The following is a 23,302-nucleotide window of genomic DNA, read 5'->3' as shown; positions in this document are numbered from 1 at the left end:
GCCTTATTCCTCCTTGTACGGCAGTGTGTCGGGCAGCGTGGGCGCGACGCCGTCGATGAGGTAGTCGGCGAGCTGCCCGAAGTCAACGGTCACGATGTCCGGCTGATGCGGCGTCTCTTCCATCGGCAGCCCGTAGCGGTTCACATAGGCGGCGCGGTAGCCGCACGCGCGCGCGCCCATAATGTCGAACGAGTGCGAGGCGACCATCATCAGCTCGCCAACCTCGGCGTCAAGTATCTGTGCGGCTTTACGATACACGCCCGGATGCGGCTTGAACGCGCCTGCCTCTTCGACCGATATTACGGCATCGAAGTCGAACTTGATGCGGTTCTTCGCCAAATGGTCGAGATACCACGGCTCGCCGTTGGACAGTCCGACGAGCCGATAATGCCCCTTCAGACGGCTCAAGCCGTTCACCGCGTCCTCGAAGGGCTTGAGCCGCTGCCAGACCTGCATAAAATCGTCGGCTTCCTCGCGCGTGAACGCGATGTTGTTGGCGCGCAGTGTGTACATGAAGGCGTACTTGCAGGCGGTCAGGTAGCCGCTGTGTCCGAGCATCAGAATCGTATCCTGATACTGCTCGACGCGCTGACGCAGCCGCCATTGCGCCCAAAAGCCGGCGGCGTCAACCGGCGATTCTCGCTGCGCCAAAAACTCCTCGATGCGCGGCGTCAAGCTGCCGGCAAGGTCAAGCACCGTGCCGAACAGGTCGAAGGTCAGCGTGTTCACGCCGTCAATGGGTTTGATGCTCATGGCGAATTTCTCCTCTATTGCGAATGATACGAAAGTCGTGAGAGTGTTGATTTCCCTTCAAGGATGACACCCTGTTAGTGAGAAAACGATAGGAGTGGGAAACTGTGCCATAAATCCCTTCCTTCTTGATTGGGAGGGGAAGGTTGGGGATAGGTATTAATGCCTGTGTGAAGACTGGCTTGACCGCCTAAACCTCGTGGTAGCGCCAGAGCCTGAAAGCGTAGTACGCGCCACTGAACAGCGTGGCGCACAGCGTGGACAATATGACAGCGTATGACCATATCGCCGTAGATTCTGCGGAGCCGCGACCGATGAGCATCACATTGCGCACTTGAATATCGTTCACGCCGGCATAAATGTACCCCGCGAACGAGCCGACAATCGCTATGCCGAATGCAAGTACGAATGCAACCACGATTACGCCGCGCGAAGACTCCGGCTTGAACCACGACAAAAACACGGCGAAGCCGGTGCACAGCCCGACGCACAACGCGGTGATAGTCAGCCGTTCGCTCCAGGTGTAAGGGATAATCGAAGAAAACAGGGCCAACCCGACCAATCCGGCGCCCAACCCAAGCAGAAAGGACAGCCCTCCCCGCAAAAACATGGCGAAAAACTTTTCCACACGAACCTCCAGCATTCATCGGTAAGAGACAAAGAATAGGCACTTATCACCTTATATTATAAGGTATGAAGCACAAGGCGCGGGCGGACAGCACGAAAAAAGGGCAGGCTGAATAACCTGCCCCAAAGCATGTATGTTTATGTCGTCTGCAGAAGCCTCTTCCCCAAAAGGACATCGGGGCATCACGGAGTCTAATGGACGATAGAGCTAACGACGATAGGGCTAACGACGATAGGGCTGGGCAGGATTGCCGTTCCTATCATGCCCAGCCCTACACCACCATCTAAAGCGCTTATCTATAGCGCCGCCGTTCTAGTCGTCGCCCTGCGCCACGGCTAGTTTGCCGATGCCAATCTGAGACATGCGCGCCAGCACATCGGCTTGCTGAGGGGCTGTTAGGGGCAGTCCCGGCGGGCGCGGGCTGCCGCAGTCAATGCCCAGACGCTCGCTGAGGATGAACTTCGCGGTCGGGTGCAAGCCGTATTCGCGCGCCAGCAGCGTCGCGTCGCTCGCCCTGTCTTGCGCCGCTTCTGCGCGCTCCCAGTCGCCATCCTGATAGGCGTTCCAGATGTCCACCCACAGCTCCGGCGCGTAGTTCGGCGGACCGTCAACGCAGCCGGTCGCGCCGATGGTCATCGCGGGCAGCATCAGCATGCTGTTGCCGATGAGGCAGTCCAAGCCCATTTTGGCGAACGCTCGCACATTGACGAAGGTGATAGCCGAGTGCTTCAACCCCTTGAGCTGCGGCACGCGGTCTTGGATTTTCTGCATTAGCTCGGGCGTGATTTCTACGCCGGTGGACTGCGGCAGGTTATACACGAACAACGGCAAGTCCGCTGCCGCCGCGACTACCCTATAATGCTCGACAATCGCGTCGTCGCTCTGGCGGTAGAAGAACGGAGGCACGCAGCATATCGCCTCGTTGCCCATCTTCGCCGCGTGCTCGGCGAGCGCCGCCGCGCGTTCGGTAGTCGCCGCTCCCACATGCATGATGTTGTTCACACGCCCGCGGTTCTGGTCAGCCGAGATCTCGGCTATCTTCATATTTTCTTCGTCGTCCAGCAGCACGCTCTCACCCGTGCCGCCGGCAATCCAGAAGCCGTGAACGCCCGCCTGAATGTTGTACTCCATCACCTCGCGGAACGCCGCCTCGTCAAGCCTGCCGTCCTCACCCATGGGCGTGATAATTGCGGGCAATATGCCCTCGAAGTCTGCCATCGAAATCCTCCTGAACATAATGGTGTGCAAAGTGCCTGTCGCATCAGGCTACTTCGGATTCTATCATAGTTGCCCTCTTGCGCCCGCAAATTGCCGTATTTTTGGCTCAATCGCTTGACTTGCCCTCTGAATATGTGATAAGTATCCTGAAACTCATAGATGAACTATGAGACTGGCCCCAACCAGAGAGGTAAAATAAAATCAGGAGGGATCATATGAAACCTAAGTGGTTAGGAAAGAAGCTACTATTCGGGGCGGTAGCGGCTACCGCGCTGATAGGCGCTATTGCTTGTGGCGGTTCCGCGCCTGCACCGGCAGCGGCACCCGCTGCACCCCAGGCACCGGCGGCGCCCGCTGCACCGGCAGCGCCTCAGGCAGCTGCACCTGCAGCGCCCGCAATGCAGGCTACCACGGCCCCGGCGCCACAGGCACCCGCACCCGCAGCTGCGCCAACAGCCGCACCAAGCGGCGGGATGATGGAAGAGCATGACCACGACGAGCCGCATGGCAAGCTGACCATAGCGACCTCGTTCGTTGGTGCGCCCAACGGCCTCCCCCGCTTCTGCTCCGCCTCTGCCGGCGGTTGCGCGGAAATCATCTACATGTCCGGTCAGACGGAGACGCTCTTCAACTCCATCCTAGACGACACGGGAACACCGGTGATCGAGCCTATGCTCGCAACTGAGTTCACGCTGGACCCGGGCCTTGAGCACGGCGACTTCACATTGCGCGAAGGCGTGATGTTCCATCACGGCATTGGCGAGATGACATCCGAAGATGTGGCGTTCTCCTTCAACGACGCGAACTCGGTAACCAACCCAGAGAGCGTTCACGGGCAGGCTGGCGACTTCGCACCGCTAATCCAGAACATGGAGCCCATCGACACTTACACAGTTCGCTTGAACTACCGCAACTATGACAGCCGCGGCATGCTGCACCGCTTCAGCCAGTTCTGGCAGACGGCAGGCATAGTCAGCAAAAAGGTCTTCGATGAAAAGGGCGTTGAAGGCATGCAGGACGACTACACAGGCGTAGGTCCCTTCGTAGTGGACGAGTGGACACAGCAGAAGGGCATCTTCCTGTCCGCGTTCGACGGCTACTACGGGACTGCCGAAGACAAAGGCCCCTATGTAGAGACGGTTGAGTGGATTGACATCCCGGACGGCGCGTCTAGGCGCGCAGCCCTAGAGGGCGACACCGCGCAGATTGCGCGCGTCAACCTTGCCGACCTGCCCGGTCTGCTGTCTGATGGCTTCGAGGCGCAGCGCGGCACCGCTCACAACGCTATGTTCAACATATCGATGTCGGGCAACTACTGGGAGAGCCACAGCGCGCTTGGCGGCGATGCGCTTGAGCGCGACTTGTCCGACGCAGGAACCGCAGCGTACCCGTACATTGGTAACCCGTTTGAGAACGGCGACTTCGACGAAAACACCCCTTCCATGCAGTCCTCCCGCCTAGTCCGCAACGGCTTGGCGTGGAGCATCCCGCGTGAAGACCTGCTGGAGAATGTTATCGCCGGATTGGGCGTGGTCAACCATCAGCCCTACCTGTCCGTCAATAACCCCAACTACAACGACGACTGGAGCTGGGGCACGGACTACGACATGGGCAAGAGTCTCATCACAGAAGCTGGCTATCCAGACGGTTTCGAGATGGACCTGTGGATCGGTACATCCGAGCTCAACTCTGACGTTGGTGAAGCGGTTGGTGCCGCTTGGGACCAGAACCTCGGCGTAAAGGTCAATTTCGTTAAGACCGAGTACGGCACATTCCGCCCGGGTCTGGTTGCCCGCACTAACAGGACTCCGTTCACAGGCTGCGGCGACGAGAACCACTCCAACTTCCCGTTTGACTGGGCGCATGGCTTCGTTATGAGCTCCATCAGCGCGGGCGGTTACGGCGTGGGGATGGAAATCCCCTGGGCAGCGCAGACCTACCTGCAGATGGCAGGCGAACCTGACAAGGCTGCCCGTGAAGAGCTTGCGAATGAGTTCTACACGAACAACCGCCGCGAGGCGCTGTGCGTGGGTGTCTTCGAGTTCCCGATTTGGCCTGCATACGACCCATCCGATATTGAGACTTGGGACCAGCGTCCCACCGCTCTTGGCAACATGGGCGGCATCAACAACATCCGGAGTGTCAAACTGGCGCATTAAGCCCACTGACGGGCTAATCCGTCGCCTGTGAGATTGCGCGCAGACGCCTCTGTTAGTTCAGGTGCGTCTGCGCCACCAACTCTAAATTAAGACATTCTTAGACAAACCACTTTTTGAAATCGACCCTCGACGCTTGCTTCGCCTATCGTGATGTGGTCAATGCATTTTCCCGCTTTGACACAATCCGATAACCCGCGATAACCCGATAACGTTTTTCGCAATGTTGGCGAAGATATTCAACTAACTTGAAGGTGTGTTAGATGCTGCAATTCCTAGCAAGACGGATTGTATTCGCCTTTCTGGCACTAGTTGGCGCGACTTTGTTGACTTTCAGCTTGTCCAGAGCAGCGGGAGACCCCCGCTATCTTTACGCGCAGGAAGGCGGCTATGGCATTACCCAAGAACGCTGGGACGCGCTCGGCGTGGAGCTTGGCCTCGACAAGCCGCTCATCTGGCAGTATGGCGTATGGCTAGGCAACATGCTCAAGGGCAACTGGCAGGACAGCCTCATCGACCGCAAGAGCGTGTTCAACAAGGTGGTAACCAGCCTGCCCGTAACGCTCCGACTCGCGTTCACATCGTTCCTGTTCGCCTCCGTAGTGGGGATACCTCTGGGAGTACTGTCCGCTGTCAAGCGGGGCACGACATTCGACATCCTAGGTAGAGGGTTCGCCCTATTCGGCCAAGCGCTGCCCGTGTTCTGGGTGGGCATTATGGGCATACTCGTATTCTCCGTGCAGTTGGACTGGCTGCCCAGCGCCACATTAGGCGAGCGCGATCAGGGTATCTTCCAGTGGGAGTACTATGTGCTGCCAACCGTAACTCTGGGTTGGATAGCAGCTGCCAGCTACCTTCGACTCGTGCGCTCCGCAATGCTGGAGATATTCGACTCGGAGTTCATCAAGTTGGCGCGCGCCAAGGGCGTATCCAACAACTCCGTTATATGGAAGCACGGCTTCCGAAATGCGCTGATTGCTCCGCTCACCTTCTCATCCTTGCTGCTTACCGGATTCATCACCGGCGCAGTGGTAACCGAATCAATCTTCGCGATTCCCGGTCTGGGCAGATTGGCGTTCGGCTCCATTCAGGACAACGACTTCCCTGTAATGGTGTCCGTGGTTATGGTGTTCACAACGATGTATGTGGTGATGAACTTCATCACCGACATGCTGTACGCACTCATCGACCCGCGCATTCGCTATTCCTAGCCGGCGGGCAGATTGACGAAGACCTGTGAGTGATTAGTAAGATAAGGTAGCGATTTTATGGCACAAGCAGAACTTTCGGCGGACATAACCCGAGAACTCGCCACTCCTACTTCTGGGATAGCGGGATTTTGGAACAAGATTAATCGCTTGCCGCTGGTGTCCATCATAGTGCTGACATTGCTGGTGCTCACGGCGGTTTTCGCCAATTTCCTAGCGCCGCACGCCCCTACACACGCCGATCCTGACGACACAACACTCGCTCCGTTCTGGTACGCCCCCGAGCTGATTACAGTTCAAGATTTGCCGCTCATCGTGGCGATAGACGGCGAAACCGCTGTTTCCGGCGTTACTGAATCGGCGGCGCAGTACGGTGTTGACCTAACAGATGTTGACATCGGCGACTCTCGTGACATTCGAGGCGCGTTCAATGACCAAGCCGGCGTCCGCGCCACCGTCATGGAACTGGCAACCATCACCGAAGTGAAGAATGTGGACGCCCCAGACGAGCCGCAATACTGGGTTCCCGTCGGCCTCAACATCATTGACGCCGCCGAAGCTTATGATGTGGAAATATCGCTTGAGCAGCTCGCCGACCCACTTTATGGCGGCACGGTCGTCGCAAGCGCTTTCGCCGGTCAAGCAGGCTTGGATGTTAAGGTTCAGGACGCCGCAGTGCCGCGTCCCATCCTACAAAATGTGGAAGATGCCGCAGTTCGCTTCGGTGTAACCATCCCGCCCGAAGACCTTGAAAACGAAGAGGCAATCGTAGCAGCATTCCTCGACCAAGCCAACCTGCGCGCCAAGGTGCGCATCCCGACCACCGACCACATCCTAGGCGGTGACAACATCGGGCGCGACCTGCTTAGCCGCATCATCCACGGCGCGCGCGTGTCCATCGTAGTGGTGGCAATCGCGCTCAGCAGCGGCTTGCTAGTGGGCGTGTCCATGGGGCTTGTCGCCGGCTGGTTCGGCGGACTAATTGACGAGATCATTATGCGCATAACCGATGTCTGGCTCGGTATGCCGTTCATTCTCGTCGCCATCGTGGTCGTCATCGCCATCGGGCAGACTTTTATCATCCTGATTGGTTTGTTGGCGTTATTATCGTGGACGCCATTCGTGCGTAATGTGCGCGGCGAAGTGCTGTCGCTCAAGACGCGCGACTATGTGAGCCTCGCGCAGGTGGCGGGCGCGTCCACATTCCGCATTATGATCTGGCACTTGCTGCCCGGTGTAATCAATACGGTTATAGTCATCGCAACCCTTCGTGTCGGTCAGCTCATCCTCACAGAGGCTATCTTGAGCTACCTCGGCGCTGGCATACCGCCGCCCACACCGGCTTGGGGAGCGATGGTCAACGACGGACGCAACTACATTCAGGATGCCTGGTGGATTTCGTTCTTCCCCGGCGTGTGCATATTCCTAGTCGTGATGTCGCTGAACTTCCTCGGCGACTGGATGCGAGACCGCTTCGACCCGCGTCTGCGCCAGCTCTAGGCATTGCACCTAACCTGAATCTTGAATCTAACAGACGCAACATAATTTAGAATTAGAAACGAATGGCGCTCCGCAGGCTTGACCTTACGCGGAGCGCCATTATAATCTAGGCACACGCAAATCAATAATCAATCAGCATCAGATCTCAAGGCGCTTCTGGCGTGGCAAACATCCGGCTTGACACAAAAGGCTACCCATTCTGAAAGGAATCACTGACGAGGACGACTATGAAGAACAAGGTACAACGACTCCATCTGGCGCAATTCGCCCTAGTCTTTATCGTTGTGGGGAGCATGATTGCGCTCGCGTGCGGCGTGGAATCCGGCAACCGCCGTCCCGCCAGATCTGACGAAGACAAGACTGGCGAGTTCCACCGCTCGCCGGTGGCATCCTTGGAGCAGTTCCGCATCGATGTGGAAAAGACCGACGACGGCTGCACGGCAGACCCTGCGGACATCGTCGTGGGTGATGGGCAGCGTGTCCGCCTTGCCGTGCAGTTGCAGGGCGGCGGCGAAATTACCACATCCGGCGGCACAGGCTCCACCCAGTTCGTAGGTGAACGCGACAGCGCCGTGTACAGCGTGGATGGCTTGACTATAAGCAGCTCCGGCGGTGCGCTAGGCTCCGGCGTAACCGCGCTGAACCTCGAACTGGAATCCGGCAGACGGCTCAGCTACGACTTCAACGCATCGGGCGCGGGTGCCTTCGACATCCTCTGCGACGGCGACAAAGTCGGCACATTCACGGTGAACTAGGTATTAGCGATGAAGCTGAATTATTACCCAGAAACGGACAGCGCCTATATTGAATTCGGCGAACGCGCAGGGTCCAAAACCTTGAAGTCGCCGATGGTGTGAATATTGGCATGGGCGCTCTTGGCAAGCTCGTTGGTATCGAACTTGAACGGGTTTCCAAACACCTTGATCCTCTTACGCTCAATGAAGCCAAAAGAGAACCTCAATCATTGTGAGTCCGGGTACATTATTGAATAAAGAGAGAGGGGCGGTCACTGATGACCGCCCCTTTTGCGCTATTGATGTCGCCTATTGCCGCCCTATTCCACCAAGGTGGTCAGATCAACGCCCTGTTCCTGCGCGTTGCCGATGGTGCTCCATGGGGTTTCGACTACCCAGTGGTCGGGCTCGATTTCAATGAGTGGGGGGCGAGACTTGGCATACTCGTGGTTGGGATCGACCTCAAGCGGCGTGCGCGTCATAAATACATCGCCTTCGGGCGGGTCCACCGGCGATACGACTTCGCCCGGCAACACAATTTCTTCGCGTTGAATGTCCGGGTGTGATGGTAGCGCCGCCGAAAGCAGCGCGTTCGTGTACAGGTGCACCGGGTTGTTGAAGATGCTCTCCGTGTCGCCCATCTCCTGCACTACGCCGAGATACATCACCGCCATGCGGTCGCACATGTAACGCACAGTCGCGAGATTGTGCGCGACCATGATATACGCCAGTCCGTGCTCCTGCTGCAAGTCCACGAGCAGGTTCATTATCTGCGCGCGAATGGACACATCCAGCGCGGACACCGGCTCGTCAAGCGCGATGATCTTCGGGTTCAGCGATAGCGCGCGCGCCACGCCTATGCGCTGCCGCTGTCCGCCGCTGAACTCGTGAGGAAAGAGCGAAGCCTGATACGCTGGCAAGCCCACCTCTTCCAGCAGTTCCTGTACGCGGGAGGCAATCTGCTGCTTGGTCATCGTAGTGTTGACCTCGAGCGGTTCGCCGATAATGCTGCCGACGCGCATACGAGGGTTCAGCGATGCCCACGGGTCCTGGAACACGGCTTGAAGCGAGCTGCGCAATTCGCGCTTTCCGGCGCGGCTGAGCGTCGCCACATCCTCGCCCTCGAAGAACACCTGACCCGAAGTCGGCTCCTCAAGACCCAGCATGACCTTTAGTGTAGTCGTCTTGCCGCAACCTGATTCGCCTACGAGTCCCATCGTCTTACCGCGCTCGATGTCGAAGCTGACATCGTCCACCGCCTTCAAGAGGCTCTTGTTGCGGCTGAGGAATGAGTTGCCCACGGGGAACCACTTGCGAAGGTGTCGCACAGATATGATGGCGTCGGAGCTTGAGTCCACGCCAGGGGCATTGGCGACCCCGTAGCGATTCGCCGCCCCGTTGGAAGAAGTGCCGTTAGTCGTCATGTCTTAACACCAGCCTTGTAGTATGTGATGTGTCCCGCTTCAAGCGCGAAAGCGGTTATCCGAGATTGCCCAAGTGTTTGGGTTGCGTTGTCGTCTAGTATTCTGCGCCGTAGGGGACTAAGTGCTTGTACTTGTCGAACTCTTCCACCGACGAGTGGGAGAGCTGCACCCAATGTTCAGGCTCGATTTCAACCAGCTCGGGGCGAATCTCGAGGTCCTTTTCGAGCACAGGCAGCGGCGACCGTTCTGCGAAGGCGTCGCCCGGAGGCAGGTTGTACAGCAGCGGCGGCTGCCCTTCGATCTGCGCCAAGCGGCCCGTCTTCTCTTCGAGCTTCGGCACCGAGTTGATGAGCGCCTTGGTGTACTCGTGCTTCGGGTTGTTGAAAATCGTGCGAACATCGGCGTGCTCGACGATGCGCCCGGCGTACATCACCGCAACGCGGTCGCACATCTTGGCGACGATGCCGAAGTCGTGTGTGATGAACATAATCGCCACGCCGGTATCTGCCTGCAAGTCCTTCAGCAGCCGCAGATACTGCGCCTGAATGGTTACATCGAGCGATGTCGTCGGCTCGTCGGCGATGAGAACTTCGGGGTCGCAGGAAATGCCGATAGCGCCAACGACGCGCTGTCGCATGCCGCCGGAAAGCTGGTGCGGATAGTCGCGAATTCGCACCTCCGGCGCGGGGATGCGCACCTTGCGGAGCATGTCGATGACCTGATCGCGCAGGGCGTTGCCCTTCATGCTGCGGTGAATCTTCAGCGCCTCGCCCACCTGGTCGTCGATGTCGAACACAGGGTTGAGCGCCGTCATCGGGTCCTGCAGCACCATAGCGATACGGTCGCCGCGAATGCGCTCCATCTCCTTCTCGTCGAGCTGAAGGACATCTTCGTCGTTCAGCAGCACTCGTCCGCCGACGATATGCCCCGGAGGCGAGGGAACCAGTCGCATAATGGAGAGCGAAGTAACGGACTTGCCGGAACCGGATTCGCCAACGATGCCGAGAGTCTCGCCGCGTCGTAGATTGAAGCTTACGCCGTCCACCGCCTTCACCACGCCCCAGCGTGTAACGAAATAAGTTCTCAGGTCGTCAACTTCGAGAACAACATCGTTATTTGAGCCGTTCGCTGTAGCCATGCTCTATCTCCTCTGTATAGTTTCTGCCCCACAGCAAGCCCGAAAAGGTGCGCAAAGCCGCAAGTGGGCACATCGCCTAATTTATCCTAAATTGGTATGCAAACTATAGCCAATAACTATAGAAAACGCAAGCCTGCCCGCCGAATATCGCGACATTCCGAGAAATCCCTTTCCCTTTGACTGCGGAAGGCTAGGATGGGGAGAGAGAACCGCAAGACGCCCGCTACCACAGTCTAACCGTATGACCAATTTCCACCCCGTCAAATCCGCCTTCCCTGCTGATATACTGAAGACCCATAATCAACAATCCTTGGAGAAGGAGGCAACACCATGCAGCGCGCTACCAAAGACATCCTCTACTTCGAGACAGGCCCCGACAATGCGCCTACAATGTGGGTCGACCCCGGCGAAGAATTCGAGGTCGAGACGCAGATGAACCGCGGTCCGTGGCTCGACGACCACCCGGATGGCGAGCGTCTGCGCGAACTGCTGCGCGGTGGCAATCCGTCGAGCGGCTGCATCTATGTCAACGGCGCGGAGCCGGGGATGGCGCTCGTGGTGCATGTCGGCGAGATCGATGTCGATCCCATCGGCTTCACCAACTTTCGCGGCAGCACAAGCGCAATGCCCGGCTGGATGGGCGATAGCGGCATCGGGCGGCATCATAAGGTCGTGGAGATTCGCGACGGCAATATCTTGTGGAACGACACGCTGCAGATTCCCATCGCGCCGATGCTGGGCTGCGTCGCAGTCGCGCCAAAGCACACGCGCTGGACGAATGCGTGGGCAGGCGAGTGGGGTGGCAACTTCGACATCCAAGAGGTTACGACCGGCGCGTCCGTGTGGCTGCCGGTAAACGTGCCCGGCGCGCTGCTGCATGTAGGCGATATGCACGCGCGACAGGGCGACGGTGAAATATGCGGCGCAGGCGGCATCGAGACGGGCGGCAGAGTCCGGTTACGCTGTGAGCTTGTGCCGCTGCCCGCGGCGATGACCTGGCCGCGCATCACCAACGACACGCACATAATGACCACCGCGATGGCGCGCCCAGCCGAGGACGCCTTCCGCATGGCGCTGTCCGAGATGATCCTGTGGCTGCAGCACGACTACGGCTTCACACGCGGCGAGGCGTACCTGTTCCTTGGACAAGTGCTAGAAGCCCGCTGCACCCAATTCGTCAACCCCACCTTCAGCTACATCGCGAAAGTCAACCGCGAGTACCTGCCGTCGTAGCGTGTCCGCGCGCTAGTGTCGGGCGTCGTTTGTCCCTTCCCCACAGGATCACCACAGGCGGAAGGGACTTGAGACGGCAGTACATCATGCCATGCTCAATTTCAGGTTGACCTGCTGCACTTATTGCGGCCCCGGGAAGAAGTCCGCGCCCTGCATCATCATGTCTTGCTGGCGGATTGCCAAGCCACGCACGCGCGGCATGTATTCGCCCTCCCAGCGCGGGTCGGAGCGCACCTGGTCGCGCGCCTTCTCGAAGTGTGTGTAGTCTTCGTACGCCCAGATGTGCACGATGCGGTTCAGTGGACCGATGTCCGTGTAGTACCAGCCAGCGAGCTTCACACCATAGTCGTCGCGTATCTTGATGGCGACCTCTTCCACCGCCTTCATATACTGCGGCACGGAGCCGGGCTGCAAGTCGTAAATTCGCATGTCGTAAATCATTTCACACCTCTTTCAATCCAATTTATCATAAGTCAAATTTATCCTACTCATCCTGTATATCGATGTTAAGTCTCGTGTCAAGTCCCGCCTTCCGACACGCGCCGCCGCTCGCCTATGATACCGTTTGGGCGAAGCATTATCACCAGCACCAGCAGGAAGCCGATTAGGAAGAAGCGCAGGTTTGGATTGTTGATTTCCGCCGGCAGGAACTGCGTGCCGCTCCATATTCCCCAAACTACGAACGCTCCCAGCAACGCACCCAGGTTGTTGCCGCTACCGCCTACCATCAGCATCACCCAAACGATGAATGTCGCCAGCAGCGGGTCGAAGACCTCCGGGTCCACATAGCGAAAGCCGTGCGCGTACAACGCGCCGCCTATGCCCATCACCGCCGCGCCCAGAATGAACGCTTGCAGCTTGAATCGGAACACGTTCTTGCCCGCTGCCGCCGTCGCCTCTTCGTCCTCGCGGATGGCGCGCAGCACTCGTCCCCAAGGCGAGTTTATCGCGCGCTGTATGATGAAGTACAGCACCACCAGCGTGACGATTACCACCGCGAAGTACAGCAGGTCGTACTGCTCCGGAGTTACCAGGTCTCCGAGGAACTTGGGGATGTTGTACAGCCCGCGCGACCCGTTCGCCAGCCACTTCTCGTTCAAGAACATCAGCCGCACGCTCTCCGCGATGCCGAGCGTAGATATGGCGAGGTAGTCGTCGCGCAGCCGCAACGTTATCGCGCCAACGACCAGCGCGACCACACCGCTCACTATGGCGGCGCATGCCAGCGCGACGAAGAACCACAGGTCGATACCTAACTGGAGCGTGTTCGCCAGATTGCCGCCGAAGACGAAGTCCTCAAACAGTTCCGGCGATGGCGGAGCGGTCGTCAGCAGCGCGGCGGTGTATGCGCCAAGCGCGAAGAAGCCCGCCACGCCGATGTTGAACAGCCCCGTGTACCCCCAGTGCACATTCAGCCCAAGCGTGAACACGCCGTAAATGCCGGCGAGTATGCCGAAGCCCACGAGGAAGTAGATGATGTCCATAATTATGCGTCCCTGTCGCCGAACAGCCCACGAGGACGCACCAGCAGCACAACCAGCATTATGGCGAATGACACGGCAGGCTTGTACGCAGGCGAAACCCACTCGGTCGAAACTTCCATCGACACGCCGATGAGCAGCCCGCCCACGAGCGCACCCCAAGGCTTGCCTACGCCACCCAACATCACCGCCGCGAACATCGGTATCAGCGTCGCCCAGCCCGCATTGGGATGCAGCTGCGCCTGCGCCACCGCAACAAGCGTGCCGGCTATGGCTGCATAAGCGGCGGCGATTGCCCATGTCCAGTGAACGATGCGCGTCGTGTCGATGCCCGTAATTCGAGCGAGGTCTATGTTGTCCGCCGTGGCGCGCATCGCCTTGCCGGTGCGCGTGCGATTCAGGAACAGATACAGCGCGGCGACCAGCACGATAGCAGTCAGACCGAGGAAGATATTGTCCGGCGGCACGCGAATGTCGAATGGCAACGCACCGCCTGTGGGTAGGGCTATCTCAAAGTCGATGTGGTAGAAAGACCGTGTCTCGCGTGGCAGGCGAATCGGTCCGGTGCCCCAGAGCAGCTGTATCGCGCCGCGCAGGGCGATAGCGATGCCCAGCGATACCATCGCTATGGTGATAAGCCCGGTGCCGCGCGCGCGCAGCGGCTGATACACCGAGTTGTCAATTCCGATGGCGATGGCGCAGCATACCAAGACGGTTATAGGCAGCGCAATCAGCAGCGGATAGCCGAATGTGAACGGACCAAAGCCCGTGCCAACAATGCCGATTGCAGGGAACACGACCGTAAGCAGGAAGAACGATATGTATGCGCCGAGCGTCATGTAGTCGCCGTGCGCGATGTGCGCGAAGCGCAGAATGCTGTAAATCAGCGTGATCCCGATAGCGCCGAGCGCGATCATACTACCGAGCAGAATGCCGTTGACAACCTTGCCCGGCGCCGCCACGAACACAACGACGCAAAGCAACACCAGCGCCGCCGACCAGCCCCATTCGCCCAGCGCCGCCGACCTAGCTCGTACACCTATCCCCTGCCCAATCATCAGCCGAATCTATCCACTATATACTGCGCATCCTGTATATCTATGTATGTTCACTTTCCGCCCAAGTACAGCCTGCCAATGTCCGGATTGTTCAGCAATCCCGCCGCGCTGCCGTCCAGCCGATTCTCACCGTCCGCGAGCACATAGCCCCTGTCGGACATTGCCAGCGCCGTGCGGATGTTGTGCTCGACGATGAGTAGCGCCACGCCGGTGCCGCGTATGACGCGCAGCCTGTCGAATATCAGCTGCGCCATAATGGGTGACAATCCCGCGCTAGGCTCATCGAGCAGCAGCAGGCTCGGCTTGAGCATCATCGCGCGCGCGAACGCGAGCATCTGCCGCTGACCTCCGGACAAACTGCCCGCGCGCTGTCGTCTGCTGCGCCGCAAATCCGGGAACATACGGTACATTGCCGCAATCTGCGCGGGCATGTCCGTATCGTCCGCGAACGCGCCCATCTCTAAGTTTTCTTCGATGGTAAGCGACGGGAATATGTTTCCGACCTGCGGCACATACGACATTCCCATCCGTATGAGCCTATCCGTCTGCATGCTCGTGATGTCCGTGTTCTCGAATACGATGCTGCCTTGCCTTGGCGTCAGCAAGCCGAATATCGTCTTCATCAGCGTTGACTTGCCGCAGCCGTTCGGCCCAAACATCGTAACCGCCTCGCCCGGCTCAACACGCAGCGAAACGCCGTGAAGAATCTCGGTCTCGCCATACCCCGCGAATATGCCGTCCACGCTCAGGATGCTCATGCGCCCGCCTTCGTCTCACCGGGACCCGCTTCATTCGGCGCTGTTTCTTGCGCCGTATTCTCGCCCGCCGCCGCACTCGCTTCGCCGCTGAAGCCGAGATATGCTCGCAGCACCTCTTCGTTGCGCTGCACCTCTTCGGGCGTGCCTTCCATCAGCTTCCGTCCCTCGCTTATCACGATTACCGGATCGCACAGGCTCATCACCACGCGCATATTGTGCTCGATGATGAGGATGGTTATGCCGGTCTCTTCCTGCGTGCGGCGTATGTCTTCCATCAGCAGTTCGGTGAGCGCGGGACTGACGCCTGCGCTCGGCTCGTCCAGCAGGATCATCTTCGGCTTTGCCATAAGCGTCCTGCCAAGCTCGAGCAGTTTCTTCTGCCCGCCGGATAGGTTCGCCGCATATTCGTCCTTCAGATGGTCGAGGTTCAGAAACTCCAGCGTTTCGAGCGCTTGCCGTTCTATGGCGCGTTCCTGCGGTCCGATGCGCCAAGGCATAAACCACGACGCCCAGATGCGCTCGCCCGCCTGATTCGCAGGCACGAGCATAAGGTTTTCAAGCACGGTCATATACTTGAACTCGCGCGGTATCTGGAATGTGCGAACAAGCCCAGTATGAAAAGTCTCATGCGCCTCCATGCCGTCAATGCGCTTGCCAAGAAATGTAATCGTGCCAGCCGTAAGCTTGTGAAAGCCGCTGATAAGGTTGAACAGCGTAGTCTTTCCCGCGCCATTCGGGCCAATTAGCCCCGTAATGGTGCCCGACATCACATCCAGCGAGCAATGATCAACCGCACGCACACCGCCAAAATCCTTGACCACATCCCGCACTTCAAGAATGGGCTGCGCGGTTGCCGTTTGTGCCTGTGTCGTCTGCCCGATTGATTGCATATCACCCCGCCAAACCGCCATTGCCTTCGTCCAAGTAGATGGTGTCGCCCACATGGGATATGGTGATGTGCTGATTGTACACGCCTGCGCCGGTGTCTCGCTTTGCGCGGTGCGTGGTCGTCTGCCACTTGACGGGTTTGCCGTCTGCCAGCGATTCCGTCAGCACTCTGCCGTGCATCGTGTCGGCGCCGCTGACGCCGAGCAGGTGCAGGACTGTCGGCGCGAGGTCGGTGTTGCCTGTCGGGCTATCGATGCGGACGCCGCGCTTAAAGCTGCCGCCACGCGCGAACAGCGAACAACGCATCTCGGAGCGTCCCATCGAGCCGTGCTGCCCAAGACCGGCCGCGCCGCCTGTGGAATACACATAGCCCTCATAGCCCGATGCGTTCAGACGGTCATCCCAGCGGAACGACACCGCCAGATCGGGCGCGCGCAAGCCCTCTGCGCCGACCAGCGACGCGGGCAGCGTGCCTTCTATCTGCCCCAGCGAATCGGACGCGACCAGCGCGCCACACCACGCCTGCCGCATCATCCACGACGCCAGCCTGTCCACCGTCGCCGCGTCCCTGTCGTGCGCGTAGAACAGCGCCGCGCCGCCGTTTCCGGCGACCGTTACGCCGCCCGGCTCGTCCCCCGCCGGAAATCCCGCGTCTCGCAGCAGCGCCTCGATCTCGACAATGTCGATGATAGTGGAATAGCCGTGATCCGATATGACCAGCACATCGGTGTCCACACCGGCGGCGTCCAGCCACTCCAGCAGCCTGCCGAACTGCTCGTCCGTCTCGCGCAGTGCGCGGTTGCTCATCTTCGCGCCGACGCCGTGCGCGTGCTGCGCCTTGTCCGGCTCCGTGAACCAGACGAATGTAACCGCGGGCTGCCGCTCGGTAAGCACATACTCGGTCGTGATGTCCACGGCATGCGCGAGCTTGTCAGCGTTCGTCTCGCCTTCGGGAGGCCATTCGCCGAACCGCGCGATGATGTCCTCGTGCAGCGGATAGGGCAGGCAGAACTCCGGATGTATCGTCGCGCCGCCGGCAGTGGCTGCATCGGGATTGTGCACATACGCATTTCCGCTAGTGCCGGTGCCCACCGCGACATATTCCAGACCGTGCCGCGACATTATGTCGGCGAGTGTCGGCGCGAGCAGAACCGGCGTCTTGCGCGCGACTTCGGCGAGCGTCGGTTCGAGCGCGGAGAACGCCGTATGCGGATCGAAGTCGCGCATCACCAGCATATTCGCCGCCAAGCCATGCCTGCCCGGATAGCATCCCGTCGTCATAGTCGCCGCGTTCGAGCGCGTTACCGACGGAAAAGAAGGATGGTGATTGTCGAACGCCACGCCTTCGGCGACGAACGCCGCCAGATTGGGCGTCAGCGCGGGCGTAACCTGCGCGGGCTGCAAGCCGTCGAATGCTACCAACAGGATGTTTCGTGGATTGTCTCGCATCGCTGCCTCACTGCTTGTCATCGGGGTCGTGCCAGTGCGCCCATGTTAGACCCGCCAATGCCGATGTTCAAGTCGCGTCCCCCAATTCCAGCCAGTGCCTTCTTCACAAGTGCCGCGTGTAATCAGCCCTTCACATTGCAGTGTGTAATGGATATTCTATAAGAACATTCCCATATGCTATGGGCAGCGGACTTGCGAATAGCCGCTATCGCCACCACGCTAAGATACAGCATATCCAACTGGGATACCAATATACGAGACGATTTCACTCAGATAAGTGGCAGTGAGGCGAAGTTATGACGACCATAGAGACAATCGACGACCTGCTGCGCCCGCCCGCGAGAACGCGGAGTTCCGCGAGGCGTTCAGGCGCAAGGCACCGGCGGCATAGACGACGAGTCGCAGGATAGATTCGCGAACGCAGATGCCGTAGCGGTAGAGGACTTAGGACGCCTGAGGCGAGCCGACACAGCCCGCTTCGGTGATGCCGGGGCAGGATAGCGACGCCTGCGTGTCGCGTCCGGTAGCCGAAATCCTGCCATGCGGCGATGTTATCGGCATCGTTCCAGTCAATGCCAGTCAGCGCGCAGACGGGAGAGGCGTTTCAGGCACGACGAGAGTGTCCGCTCTGATGGCGGCTCGTCGCCGGATGCGCGAAAGGCGGATTTGTCAATGTCGCCGAGGCTGACGACGGCTATGGAGTCGGCGTCTTCGCCATCCGGTAGCCGACTCGAGGTTCGGTGAATATGTACTTGGAGTTGGAGACATCGTCGCCAATCTTGCGGCGAAGCCTCTTCACCACTTCCCTCAAGAGCCACGCATCGCCGATCCTCTCCGGGCCCCAGACCCGATGGAGCAGCACGCTGTGGGTCAGCACGCGGGGAGAATGCACCGCAAGTTCATACAGCACCGCGAACTCCGTGCTCGTCAGGTTCACCAGCTCCCCGTCCACAGCCACTTGGCGCTTGGCAAAGTCGATGCTCAAGCCTTCTTCGGCATAGACTTCCGACGGCTCGACCTCCGGAGAAGCCAGCCGTTTCCTGAGTGCCGCCCTGATTCTGGCGGCAAGCTCGGTCGGCGAGAAGGGCTTGACTAGGTAGTCGGAAGCGCCCATGTCGAATGCACGGGCTATGGTCTCGTCCTGACCGTACACCGACAGGAAGATTACCGGCACGTCCGCCATCCTCAGAATGTCGTTCATCAGCTCGATGCCATCTTTGCCGGGCAGCACCAGGTCCAGCAGGACCAGGTGGGGCCTCTCCTCCGCCATGAGGCGGGGCACATCGTCCGGGTCGCCGGTCACGATGGGCGCGTAGCCCTCCCTGCGAAGGGCGTCCCGAACATACCGCAGCGCATGGGGGTCGTCGTCCACGGCAAGAACACGGAGCGGAGTCCGGCTTATCTGCCGTGGTATCGCACGAGGAGTTGGGGGAGCGGCAGCCACCCCTTCAGCCATTGGCAGCGTGAATATGAACCGTGATCCCATGCCGGGGCCGTCGCTCTCAGCCCAGATGCGGCCCCCGTGGGTCTCCACGATGCCCTTGCAGATGGCGAGACCCAGCCCTGAGCCGTCAACGCCGGATGCAGTGTTAGCGGTGTTGGCGCGCGAGAACTTGCGGAACAGTTCAGGCATGAGTTCCGCAGGTATGCCCCGCCCCCGGTCTGCCACGGAGAGCGCGACATGGAATCCTTCCCGCCTTGCGCTAACCACAATCGGCGAGTCGTCGGGCGAGTACCCGGTGGCATTGGAGAGCAGGTTGCTCAGCACTTGGACGATTCGCAGCCGGTCTGCCATCACAAGAGGCAGGTCATCCGACAGTTCCAACTCCAGGGGATTCACGGCGGCGCCGCTCAGAAACCTGCTCCGTGCCTCTTCCACCAGCAGGCGCACGTCCGATGGCTCCGGAGTGACCGGCAAGGTGGCAGTCTCGATGCGGGCTACGTCCATCAGGTCGCCTATCAGGTTGCGCATCTGGTCGGACTGGTCCCGGATGATGCGGAAGAACTGGATCATCTCAGCCGGATGCAGCTCGTTTGCCGTTTCCAGGAGCGTGGTAATCGAGCCTTTGACCGCCGCCAGAGGCGTCCTCAGCTCGTGGCTCACCATTGCCAGAAACTCGGCGCGCAGCCGTTCCATATCCTTCAGGGGCGTCATGTCCTGCAAGGTCGCCACAAAAGTCGTCAAGCCATCTTTGCCGTAGATGGGCGTGGCATTGAGCAGGACGCTCACGCTCCGCCCGTCGGGAACGCGCAGCTCTATCTCCTCGGCGCGGACCGTCTCGCCTGCCGTGAGCGCCTCCGCCAGCGGCAGCTCCATGAGGGCAATCTCCCTTCCGTCGCCGCGCACACAGGTCACTAACTTCAGAAGGTCCTCCACCGACTGCTCGCCTTCTCCCAGCATATTCGCGATGCGCCTTGCTTCGCGGTTGACGGACACCGGCGCTCCCGTTTGGCCGTCCAGAACGACTACACCCACAGGCGAGGTATTCACCAGCGTTTCCAGGTCGTCCCTGGCGCGCCGCTCCTCCCGGTATCTGCGCGCGTTGGCGATCACCAGCGCCGCCTGAGAGGCGAACATCACCAGCGTTTCCTCGTCGGCGCGGCTGAACTCCTCGCCGCCATCCTTGTCGCCCACGAAGACATTGCCCACCCGTGCGCCCCGGTGGAACATCGGCGCCGCCAGGAAGGGGAAGTCTCCTCCCGTCGGGACGGGTGCGCTGAACTCGGCGAAGCCCAGCGACCGGATGTGCTCCATCACGTTGGGGAGTCGCAGGGTTTCGGAGATACCGGTCAGCGACTCGAAGATGCGAAGCCCTTCCGGCGTCAGCCACAGCTCTTCGGCTTCCTGGGCGGTCATTCCGGAAGCCAGAAAGTCCTCCATCCCGCCCTCGTCGTCCAGCAGCGTCATCACGCCGTAGCGCGCGTCCGTCAGAGCGCGCGCGGAGTCCAGAACATCCTGCAGCACGGTATCGAATTCCAGGCTCTCATTGATGCGCAGGCTGGCTTCGCTCAGGCGGGACAGGCGCTGCCGCAGGACATCTATCTCGCGGTCCGGTTGGTCTGGCTGGGTCATTTTTCCTCCGTTCAGCCCCGATGGTGGGAAGTTAAGGAAGCGGTAGCATGGAATAGCAAATCGCTTATACATCAATTCATACGACATAGTACGCCATTGATACGCTATTCTCAAGAGATACGGGGCATATATATAACAAATGCAGGAGTGGCAGCGCCGGTCAGACCGATAGCCACCTGCCGGATTGCGTGTTGCTGCGCCAATCAGGTCTGTGAAATCCGTACACGCGAGGGCAGGGAGGGTGAGGACTGGGGCTGCTCATACTGTGGCGACAAAAGAGTGCCGCAGGGGGCTTAGGAAGCTGCGCAGAGGGATAACGTGGGAACATGTGCGGTAGATTCGGTCTGTCAGCTGAGCCGGATACGCTTGCGGAGCAGTCCAACTTCGATCCGTCCATAACGCGGGACATCTAATCTCCGCGCTGGAACATTCCGACGACGACGGCGGCGCTGAGTGTGCACCACAGCCGTTGCGAAAAGGCTGACGATAGCAGCAACCTCTTCTGAATCATCCCGCGCCGCCGCCCCGACAGTAGTGACGCCGCCCGCCCGGGTCTCTTACCCGGTTATGAGAATCGATTTCTCTACCCGCGGAGGTACAGGGATATGAGGATATTCATATCGGAGGCTGGAAGGTCTCCGGCAAGGTAGTCCCCAATAGCCGTATTGAGATCAGAAGCGTCGATGGCGCCATCGCCGTCCGCATCGTATATGCGAAGCAGCCTCGCCTCATCAGACGATTCTTCACGAGTCACCACGACCGTGTAGGTCATCGTCGTCGTCCCGTCCGCAGCCGTCACCTCAACCTCAACGGTGTTGTTGCCCTCGGACAGGCTCATCGCTCCGGTGCCCGTCACAGCAGCGTTCTCATCCGTCGCAGTCGCCATGACGTCTATCATGTCAACAGCGTTGTCAACGGCAGCGTAGTACGCCGTGACGTCGGACGCGAAGTCCACCACATTGCCGTCCACGTCCGTCAGGGCGATTGCCATGCCTTCGCCGTCCGTCAGGCTCAGCGACGACAGGCTGGCGTCAGTTGCGGTAGGAACGGACGTGGGCGCGGCTACGGTTACCCTGGTTGCACCGCCTACCGTCCGCTGATCCAATCCCGCGTCAAGGAATACCCCGCTGAATGTGTACTGCCCGGGCGTCGTGGGCGCTCTCAGCCGGTAGGTGAACTCGTACTCGTTGTTTCTGGCGACCACGATAAAGCTGACGGTCTGACCGTCCTGTCTGACGGCATCGGCGGGCAGTCCCCGGACGCCGAGATAGCTAAATCGGTTCGGGATGGTTTCGATCACTCTGCCGATAGTACCGTAGTTGGCGACCTCGACGGTTACTTGCAGCTCGCCGCCGGGCTGTACGGTGGACGGCGAAATACTGCGGACCGCGCTGTGACCGCTCGCCTCCGTCAGATTGTAGTACGCCAGGCCGATGGTCAAGGCGGCGACCGCCAGCAACGGGATCACCGCCTTGACGACAACTTCTTTCATCACTATCCGTCCTCCAATTTCATCGCGGGCCGATTAGTTGCCCTGCGAAAAGTAGAAGTCCAGCAGGATATACAGCTCGGTCTTGTTGGTGAGCGCGTTTGGGCCAGAGATGGCGTTGTTGGCTTCAGCAAGGCTGAGTACGCCGTTTCTGTCGGTGTCGAACACAGCCATGAGTTGCTGCAGTGTGCGCGTCGTCGTAGGCGTAGGCGGCGTGGTCGTCCCTGTGCCACGGGTCGTGACTTCGACCACATTGGAAGGATCGGCTTGACGACCGAACTGCGCCACAGCGATTACCCGCACCAGGTAGGCGGTGTTAGGTTGCAGTCCACCAATCCCGGCGGAGCGGACTTCGCTGCTAACTCTCGACTCATAATCGGGATGGCCGAAACTACCGGAGTCAGCAGTGGCCCACTGGATTATGTATTCGGCGGCCCTGTGCGCACTTCCCCATGCCACGTTGATTCCTCCCTGGTTGGCGACATTGGGGTCAGCAATTCCGGTAGCCGTCAGATTAGGTACGCCCGGCTTCTCCTCGATCCCAAGCGAAGAAATCGTGCGAGAGGGAGTCCCTTCATGCCCTTGCGGTGATTCGGGGACTATCCGCGCCTGGTACTCGCCGATACCGTTGTCGGGCCAGATGGTGGCGATTGAGCATTGCCTGTTTCTTCTCGTGATTTCGGGGTCATTGTTGGGATTTTCCACGTTTACGGGGCATGGGTGGGATGTGTTTGTGTATCCCACGTATAACAGCCAATCGGAAAAGTTGGAGTTACTGTCTCTGCGATACCGCGTGTCGATGCGGTAGGATCCGACGAGTTTCTCACCATCCGCATCCGTATCCGAGTTGAAGTTAAAATCCAATTTCAACCCCGCCAGCCCGCTGGGGCTGCTGTAATCGATCCAGGCATCCACTCCGGTCACGGCGGGGACGGGGTGATCGGCGCTTACCCGCTCCGACGCGAAGGAGACGACGAATAAAAGCAGGGCCGCCGCAAGCGCAGTTAAGGGAAGTGCGAAGCGGAGGGCCCTGCTATTCGGAGATGCCTTGTATAAGTGACGTCTTATGCTATGGAGGGGGGGGGTATTAGGCATATTGAGTCGCATCGTCATGCTC

General features: G+C 59.5%; 19 protein-coding genes. 5 read left to right on the top strand and 14 right to left on the bottom strand.

Features of this window, described 5'->3' with window-relative positions:
• Window positions 1-3: 3 nt before the first annotated feature.
• The 3 genes from F4X57_00465 to F4X57_00455 form a co-directional block, all read right to left on the bottom strand.
• Window positions 4-753, bottom strand: a complete 750-nt coding sequence (locus F4X57_00465) for a haloacid dehalogenase type II (protein MYC05653.1) — start codon at window positions 751-753, stop codon at window positions 4-6.
• Window positions 754-940: 187 nt separating this feature from the next.
• Window positions 941-1,378, bottom strand: a complete 438-nt coding sequence (locus F4X57_00460; protein MYC05652.1) for a hypothetical protein — start codon at window positions 1,376-1,378, stop codon at window positions 941-943.
• A gap of 312 nt (window positions 1,379-1,690) precedes the next feature.
• Complete coding sequence (locus F4X57_00455) at window positions 1,691-2,614, bottom strand: dihydrodipicolinate synthase family protein (GenBank protein MYC05651.1); 924 nt, start codon at window positions 2,612-2,614, stop codon at window positions 1,691-1,693.
• A 197-nt stretch (window positions 2,615-2,811) separates the two neighbouring features.
• Between F4X57_00455 and F4X57_00450 the strand changes: the two genes are divergently transcribed.
• From F4X57_00450 to F4X57_00435, 4 genes are all read left to right on the top strand, one after another.
• Entirely contained in the window at window positions 2,812-4,755 is a 1,944-nt protein-coding gene (locus F4X57_00450; protein MYC05650.1) for an ABC transporter substrate-binding protein, read from the top strand.
• Window positions 4,756-5,015: 260 nt separating this feature from the next.
• A complete protein-coding gene (locus tag F4X57_00445) occupies window positions 5,016-5,963 on the top strand; it encodes an ABC transporter permease (GenBank protein MYC05649.1) in 948 nt (315 codons plus the stop codon).
• Between the two features lie 57 nt (window positions 5,964-6,020).
• On the top strand, window positions 6,021-7,460 hold the full coding sequence (locus F4X57_00440) for an ABC transporter permease (protein ID MYC05648.1): 1,440 nt from the start codon (window positions 6,021-6,023) through the stop codon (window positions 7,458-7,460).
• A gap of 227 nt (window positions 7,461-7,687) precedes the next feature.
• A complete protein-coding gene (locus tag F4X57_00435) occupies window positions 7,688-8,215 on the top strand; it encodes a hypothetical protein (GenBank protein MYC05647.1) in 528 nt (175 codons plus the stop codon).
• 299 nt (window positions 8,216-8,514) lie between these two features.
• Here the strand turns inward: F4X57_00435 and F4X57_00430 are convergent, their stop codons facing one another.
• Window positions 8,515-9,618: an ATP-binding cassette domain-containing protein gene (locus tag F4X57_00430; GenBank protein MYC05646.1), complete on the bottom strand. Its 1,104-nt coding sequence runs from the start codon at window positions 9,616-9,618 to the stop codon at window positions 8,515-8,517.
• 94 nt (window positions 9,619-9,712) lie between these two features.
• Complete coding sequence (locus F4X57_00425; protein MYC05645.1) at window positions 9,713-10,756, bottom strand: ABC transporter ATP-binding protein; 1,044 nt, start codon at window positions 10,754-10,756, stop codon at window positions 9,713-9,715.
• 330 nt (window positions 10,757-11,086) lie between these two features.
• On the opposite strand from F4X57_00425, the gene F4X57_00420 reads away from it, so the two are divergent.
• Window positions 11,087-11,989 carry an acetamidase gene (locus tag F4X57_00420; protein ID MYC05644.1) on the top strand — a complete coding sequence of 301 codons (903 nt, stop codon included), beginning with the start codon at window positions 11,087-11,089 and terminating at the stop codon, window positions 11,987-11,989.
• A 120-nt stretch (window positions 11,990-12,109) separates the two neighbouring features.
• Here F4X57_00420 and F4X57_00415 read toward each other — a convergent pair whose 3' ends face one another.
• The 9 genes from F4X57_00415 to F4X57_00375 form a co-directional block, all read right to left on the bottom strand.
• Window positions 12,110-12,430 carry an NIPSNAP family protein gene (locus tag F4X57_00415; protein MYC05643.1) on the bottom strand — a complete coding sequence of 107 codons (321 nt, stop codon included), beginning with the start codon at window positions 12,428-12,430 and terminating at the stop codon, window positions 12,110-12,112.
• A gap of 77 nt (window positions 12,431-12,507) precedes the next feature.
• Window positions 12,508-13,467, bottom strand: a complete 960-nt coding sequence (locus F4X57_00410; GenBank protein ID MYC05642.1) for a branched-chain amino acid ABC transporter permease — start codon at window positions 13,465-13,467, stop codon at window positions 12,508-12,510.
• An 8-nt stretch (window positions 13,468-13,475) separates the two neighbouring features.
• Entirely contained in the window at window positions 13,476-14,528 is a 1,053-nt protein-coding gene (locus F4X57_00405) for a branched-chain amino acid ABC transporter permease (GenBank protein ID MYC05641.1), read from the bottom strand.
• Between the two features lie 50 nt (window positions 14,529-14,578).
• On the bottom strand, window positions 14,579-15,286 hold the full coding sequence (locus F4X57_00400; GenBank protein ID MYC05640.1) for an ABC transporter ATP-binding protein: 708 nt from the start codon (window positions 15,284-15,286) through the stop codon (window positions 14,579-14,581).
• A complete protein-coding gene (locus F4X57_00395) occupies window positions 15,283-16,125 on the bottom strand; it encodes an ABC transporter ATP-binding protein (GenBank protein ID MYC05639.1) in 843 nt (280 codons plus the stop codon). The genes F4X57_00400 and F4X57_00395 overlap by 4 nt, the downstream gene beginning before the upstream one ends.
• Before the next feature lie 52 nt (window positions 16,126-16,177).
• Complete coding sequence (locus F4X57_00390; protein MYC05638.1) at window positions 16,178-17,644, bottom strand: sulfatase-like hydrolase/transferase; 1,467 nt, start codon at window positions 17,642-17,644, stop codon at window positions 16,178-16,180.
• 673 nt (window positions 17,645-18,317) lie between these two features.
• Window positions 18,318-20,783 carry a response regulator gene (locus F4X57_00385; protein MYC05637.1) on the bottom strand — a complete coding sequence of 822 codons (2,466 nt, stop codon included), beginning with the start codon at window positions 20,781-20,783 and terminating at the stop codon, window positions 18,318-18,320.
• A 496-nt stretch (window positions 20,784-21,279) separates the two neighbouring features.
• The gene (locus tag F4X57_00380) at window positions 21,280-22,188 is read right to left on the bottom strand and encodes a cadherin-like beta sandwich domain-containing protein (GenBank protein ID MYC05636.1); all 909 of its coding nucleotides are present in this window, start codon (window positions 22,186-22,188) and stop codon (window positions 21,280-21,282) included.
• Window positions 22,189-22,221: 33 nt separating this feature from the next.
• Window positions 22,222-23,049 carry a fibronectin type III domain-containing protein gene (locus F4X57_00375; protein MYC05635.1) on the bottom strand — a complete coding sequence of 276 codons (828 nt, stop codon included), beginning with the start codon at window positions 23,047-23,049 and terminating at the stop codon, window positions 22,222-22,224.
• Between the last annotated feature and the right edge of the window lie 253 nt (window positions 23,050-23,302).

This window comes from Chloroflexota bacterium, from assembly GCA_009840355.1.
Taxonomy (GTDB): Bacteria; Chloroflexota; Dehalococcoidia; order Lucifugimonadales; family JADFKI01; genus Bin90.
This window is presented reverse-complemented; position numbering and strand designations above follow the sequence as displayed.

Excerpts from the sequence above, each read along its gene's own strand:
- F4X57_00415 (MYC05643.1), bottom strand. The coding sequence starts at position 12,430 with ATGATTTACGACATGCGAATTTACGACTTGCAGCCCGGCTCCGTGCCG.
- F4X57_00435 (MYC05647.1), top strand. The coding sequence starts at position 7,688 with ATGAAGAACAAGGTACAACGACTCCATCTGGCGCAATTCGCCCTAGTC.
- F4X57_00465 (MYC05653.1), bottom strand. The coding sequence starts at position 753 with ATGAGCATCAAACCCATTGACGGCGTGAACACGCTGACCTTCGACCTG.
- F4X57_00420 (MYC05644.1), top strand. The coding sequence starts at position 11,087 with ATGCAGCGCGCTACCAAAGACATCCTCTACTTCGAGACAGGCCCCGAC.
- F4X57_00425 (MYC05645.1), bottom strand. The coding sequence starts at position 10,756 with ATGGCTACAGCGAACGGCTCAAATAACGATGTTGTTCTCGAAGTTGAC.
- F4X57_00440 (MYC05648.1), top strand. The coding sequence starts at position 6,021 with ATGGCACAAGCAGAACTTTCGGCGGACATAACCCGAGAACTCGCCACT.
- F4X57_00405 (MYC05641.1), bottom strand. The coding sequence starts at position 14,528 with ATGATTGGGCAGGGGATAGGTGTACGAGCTAGGTCGGCGGCGCTGGGC.
- F4X57_00380 (MYC05636.1), bottom strand. The coding sequence starts at position 22,188 with ATGAAAGAAGTTGTCGTCAAGGCGGTGATCCCGTTGCTGGCGGTCGCC.
- F4X57_00445 (MYC05649.1), top strand. The coding sequence starts at position 5,016 with ATGCTGCAATTCCTAGCAAGACGGATTGTATTCGCCTTTCTGGCACTA.
- F4X57_00400 (MYC05640.1), bottom strand. The coding sequence starts at position 15,286 with ATGAGCATCCTGAGCGTGGACGGCATATTCGCGGGGTATGGCGAGACC.
- F4X57_00390 (MYC05638.1), bottom strand. The coding sequence starts at position 17,644 with ATGACAAGCAGTGAGGCAGCGATGCGAGACAATCCACGAAACATCCTG.
- F4X57_00385 (MYC05637.1), bottom strand. The coding sequence starts at position 20,783 with ATGTCGTATGAATTGATGTATAAGCGATTTGCTATTCCATGCTACCGC.
- F4X57_00455 (MYC05651.1), bottom strand. The coding sequence starts at position 2,614 with ATGTTCAGGAGGATTTCGATGGCAGACTTCGAGGGCATATTGCCCGCA.
- F4X57_00430 (MYC05646.1), bottom strand. The coding sequence starts at position 9,618 with ATGACGACTAACGGCACTTCTTCCAACGGGGCGGCGAATCGCTACGGG.
- F4X57_00450 (MYC05650.1), top strand. The coding sequence starts at position 2,812 with ATGAAACCTAAGTGGTTAGGAAAGAAGCTACTATTCGGGGCGGTAGCG.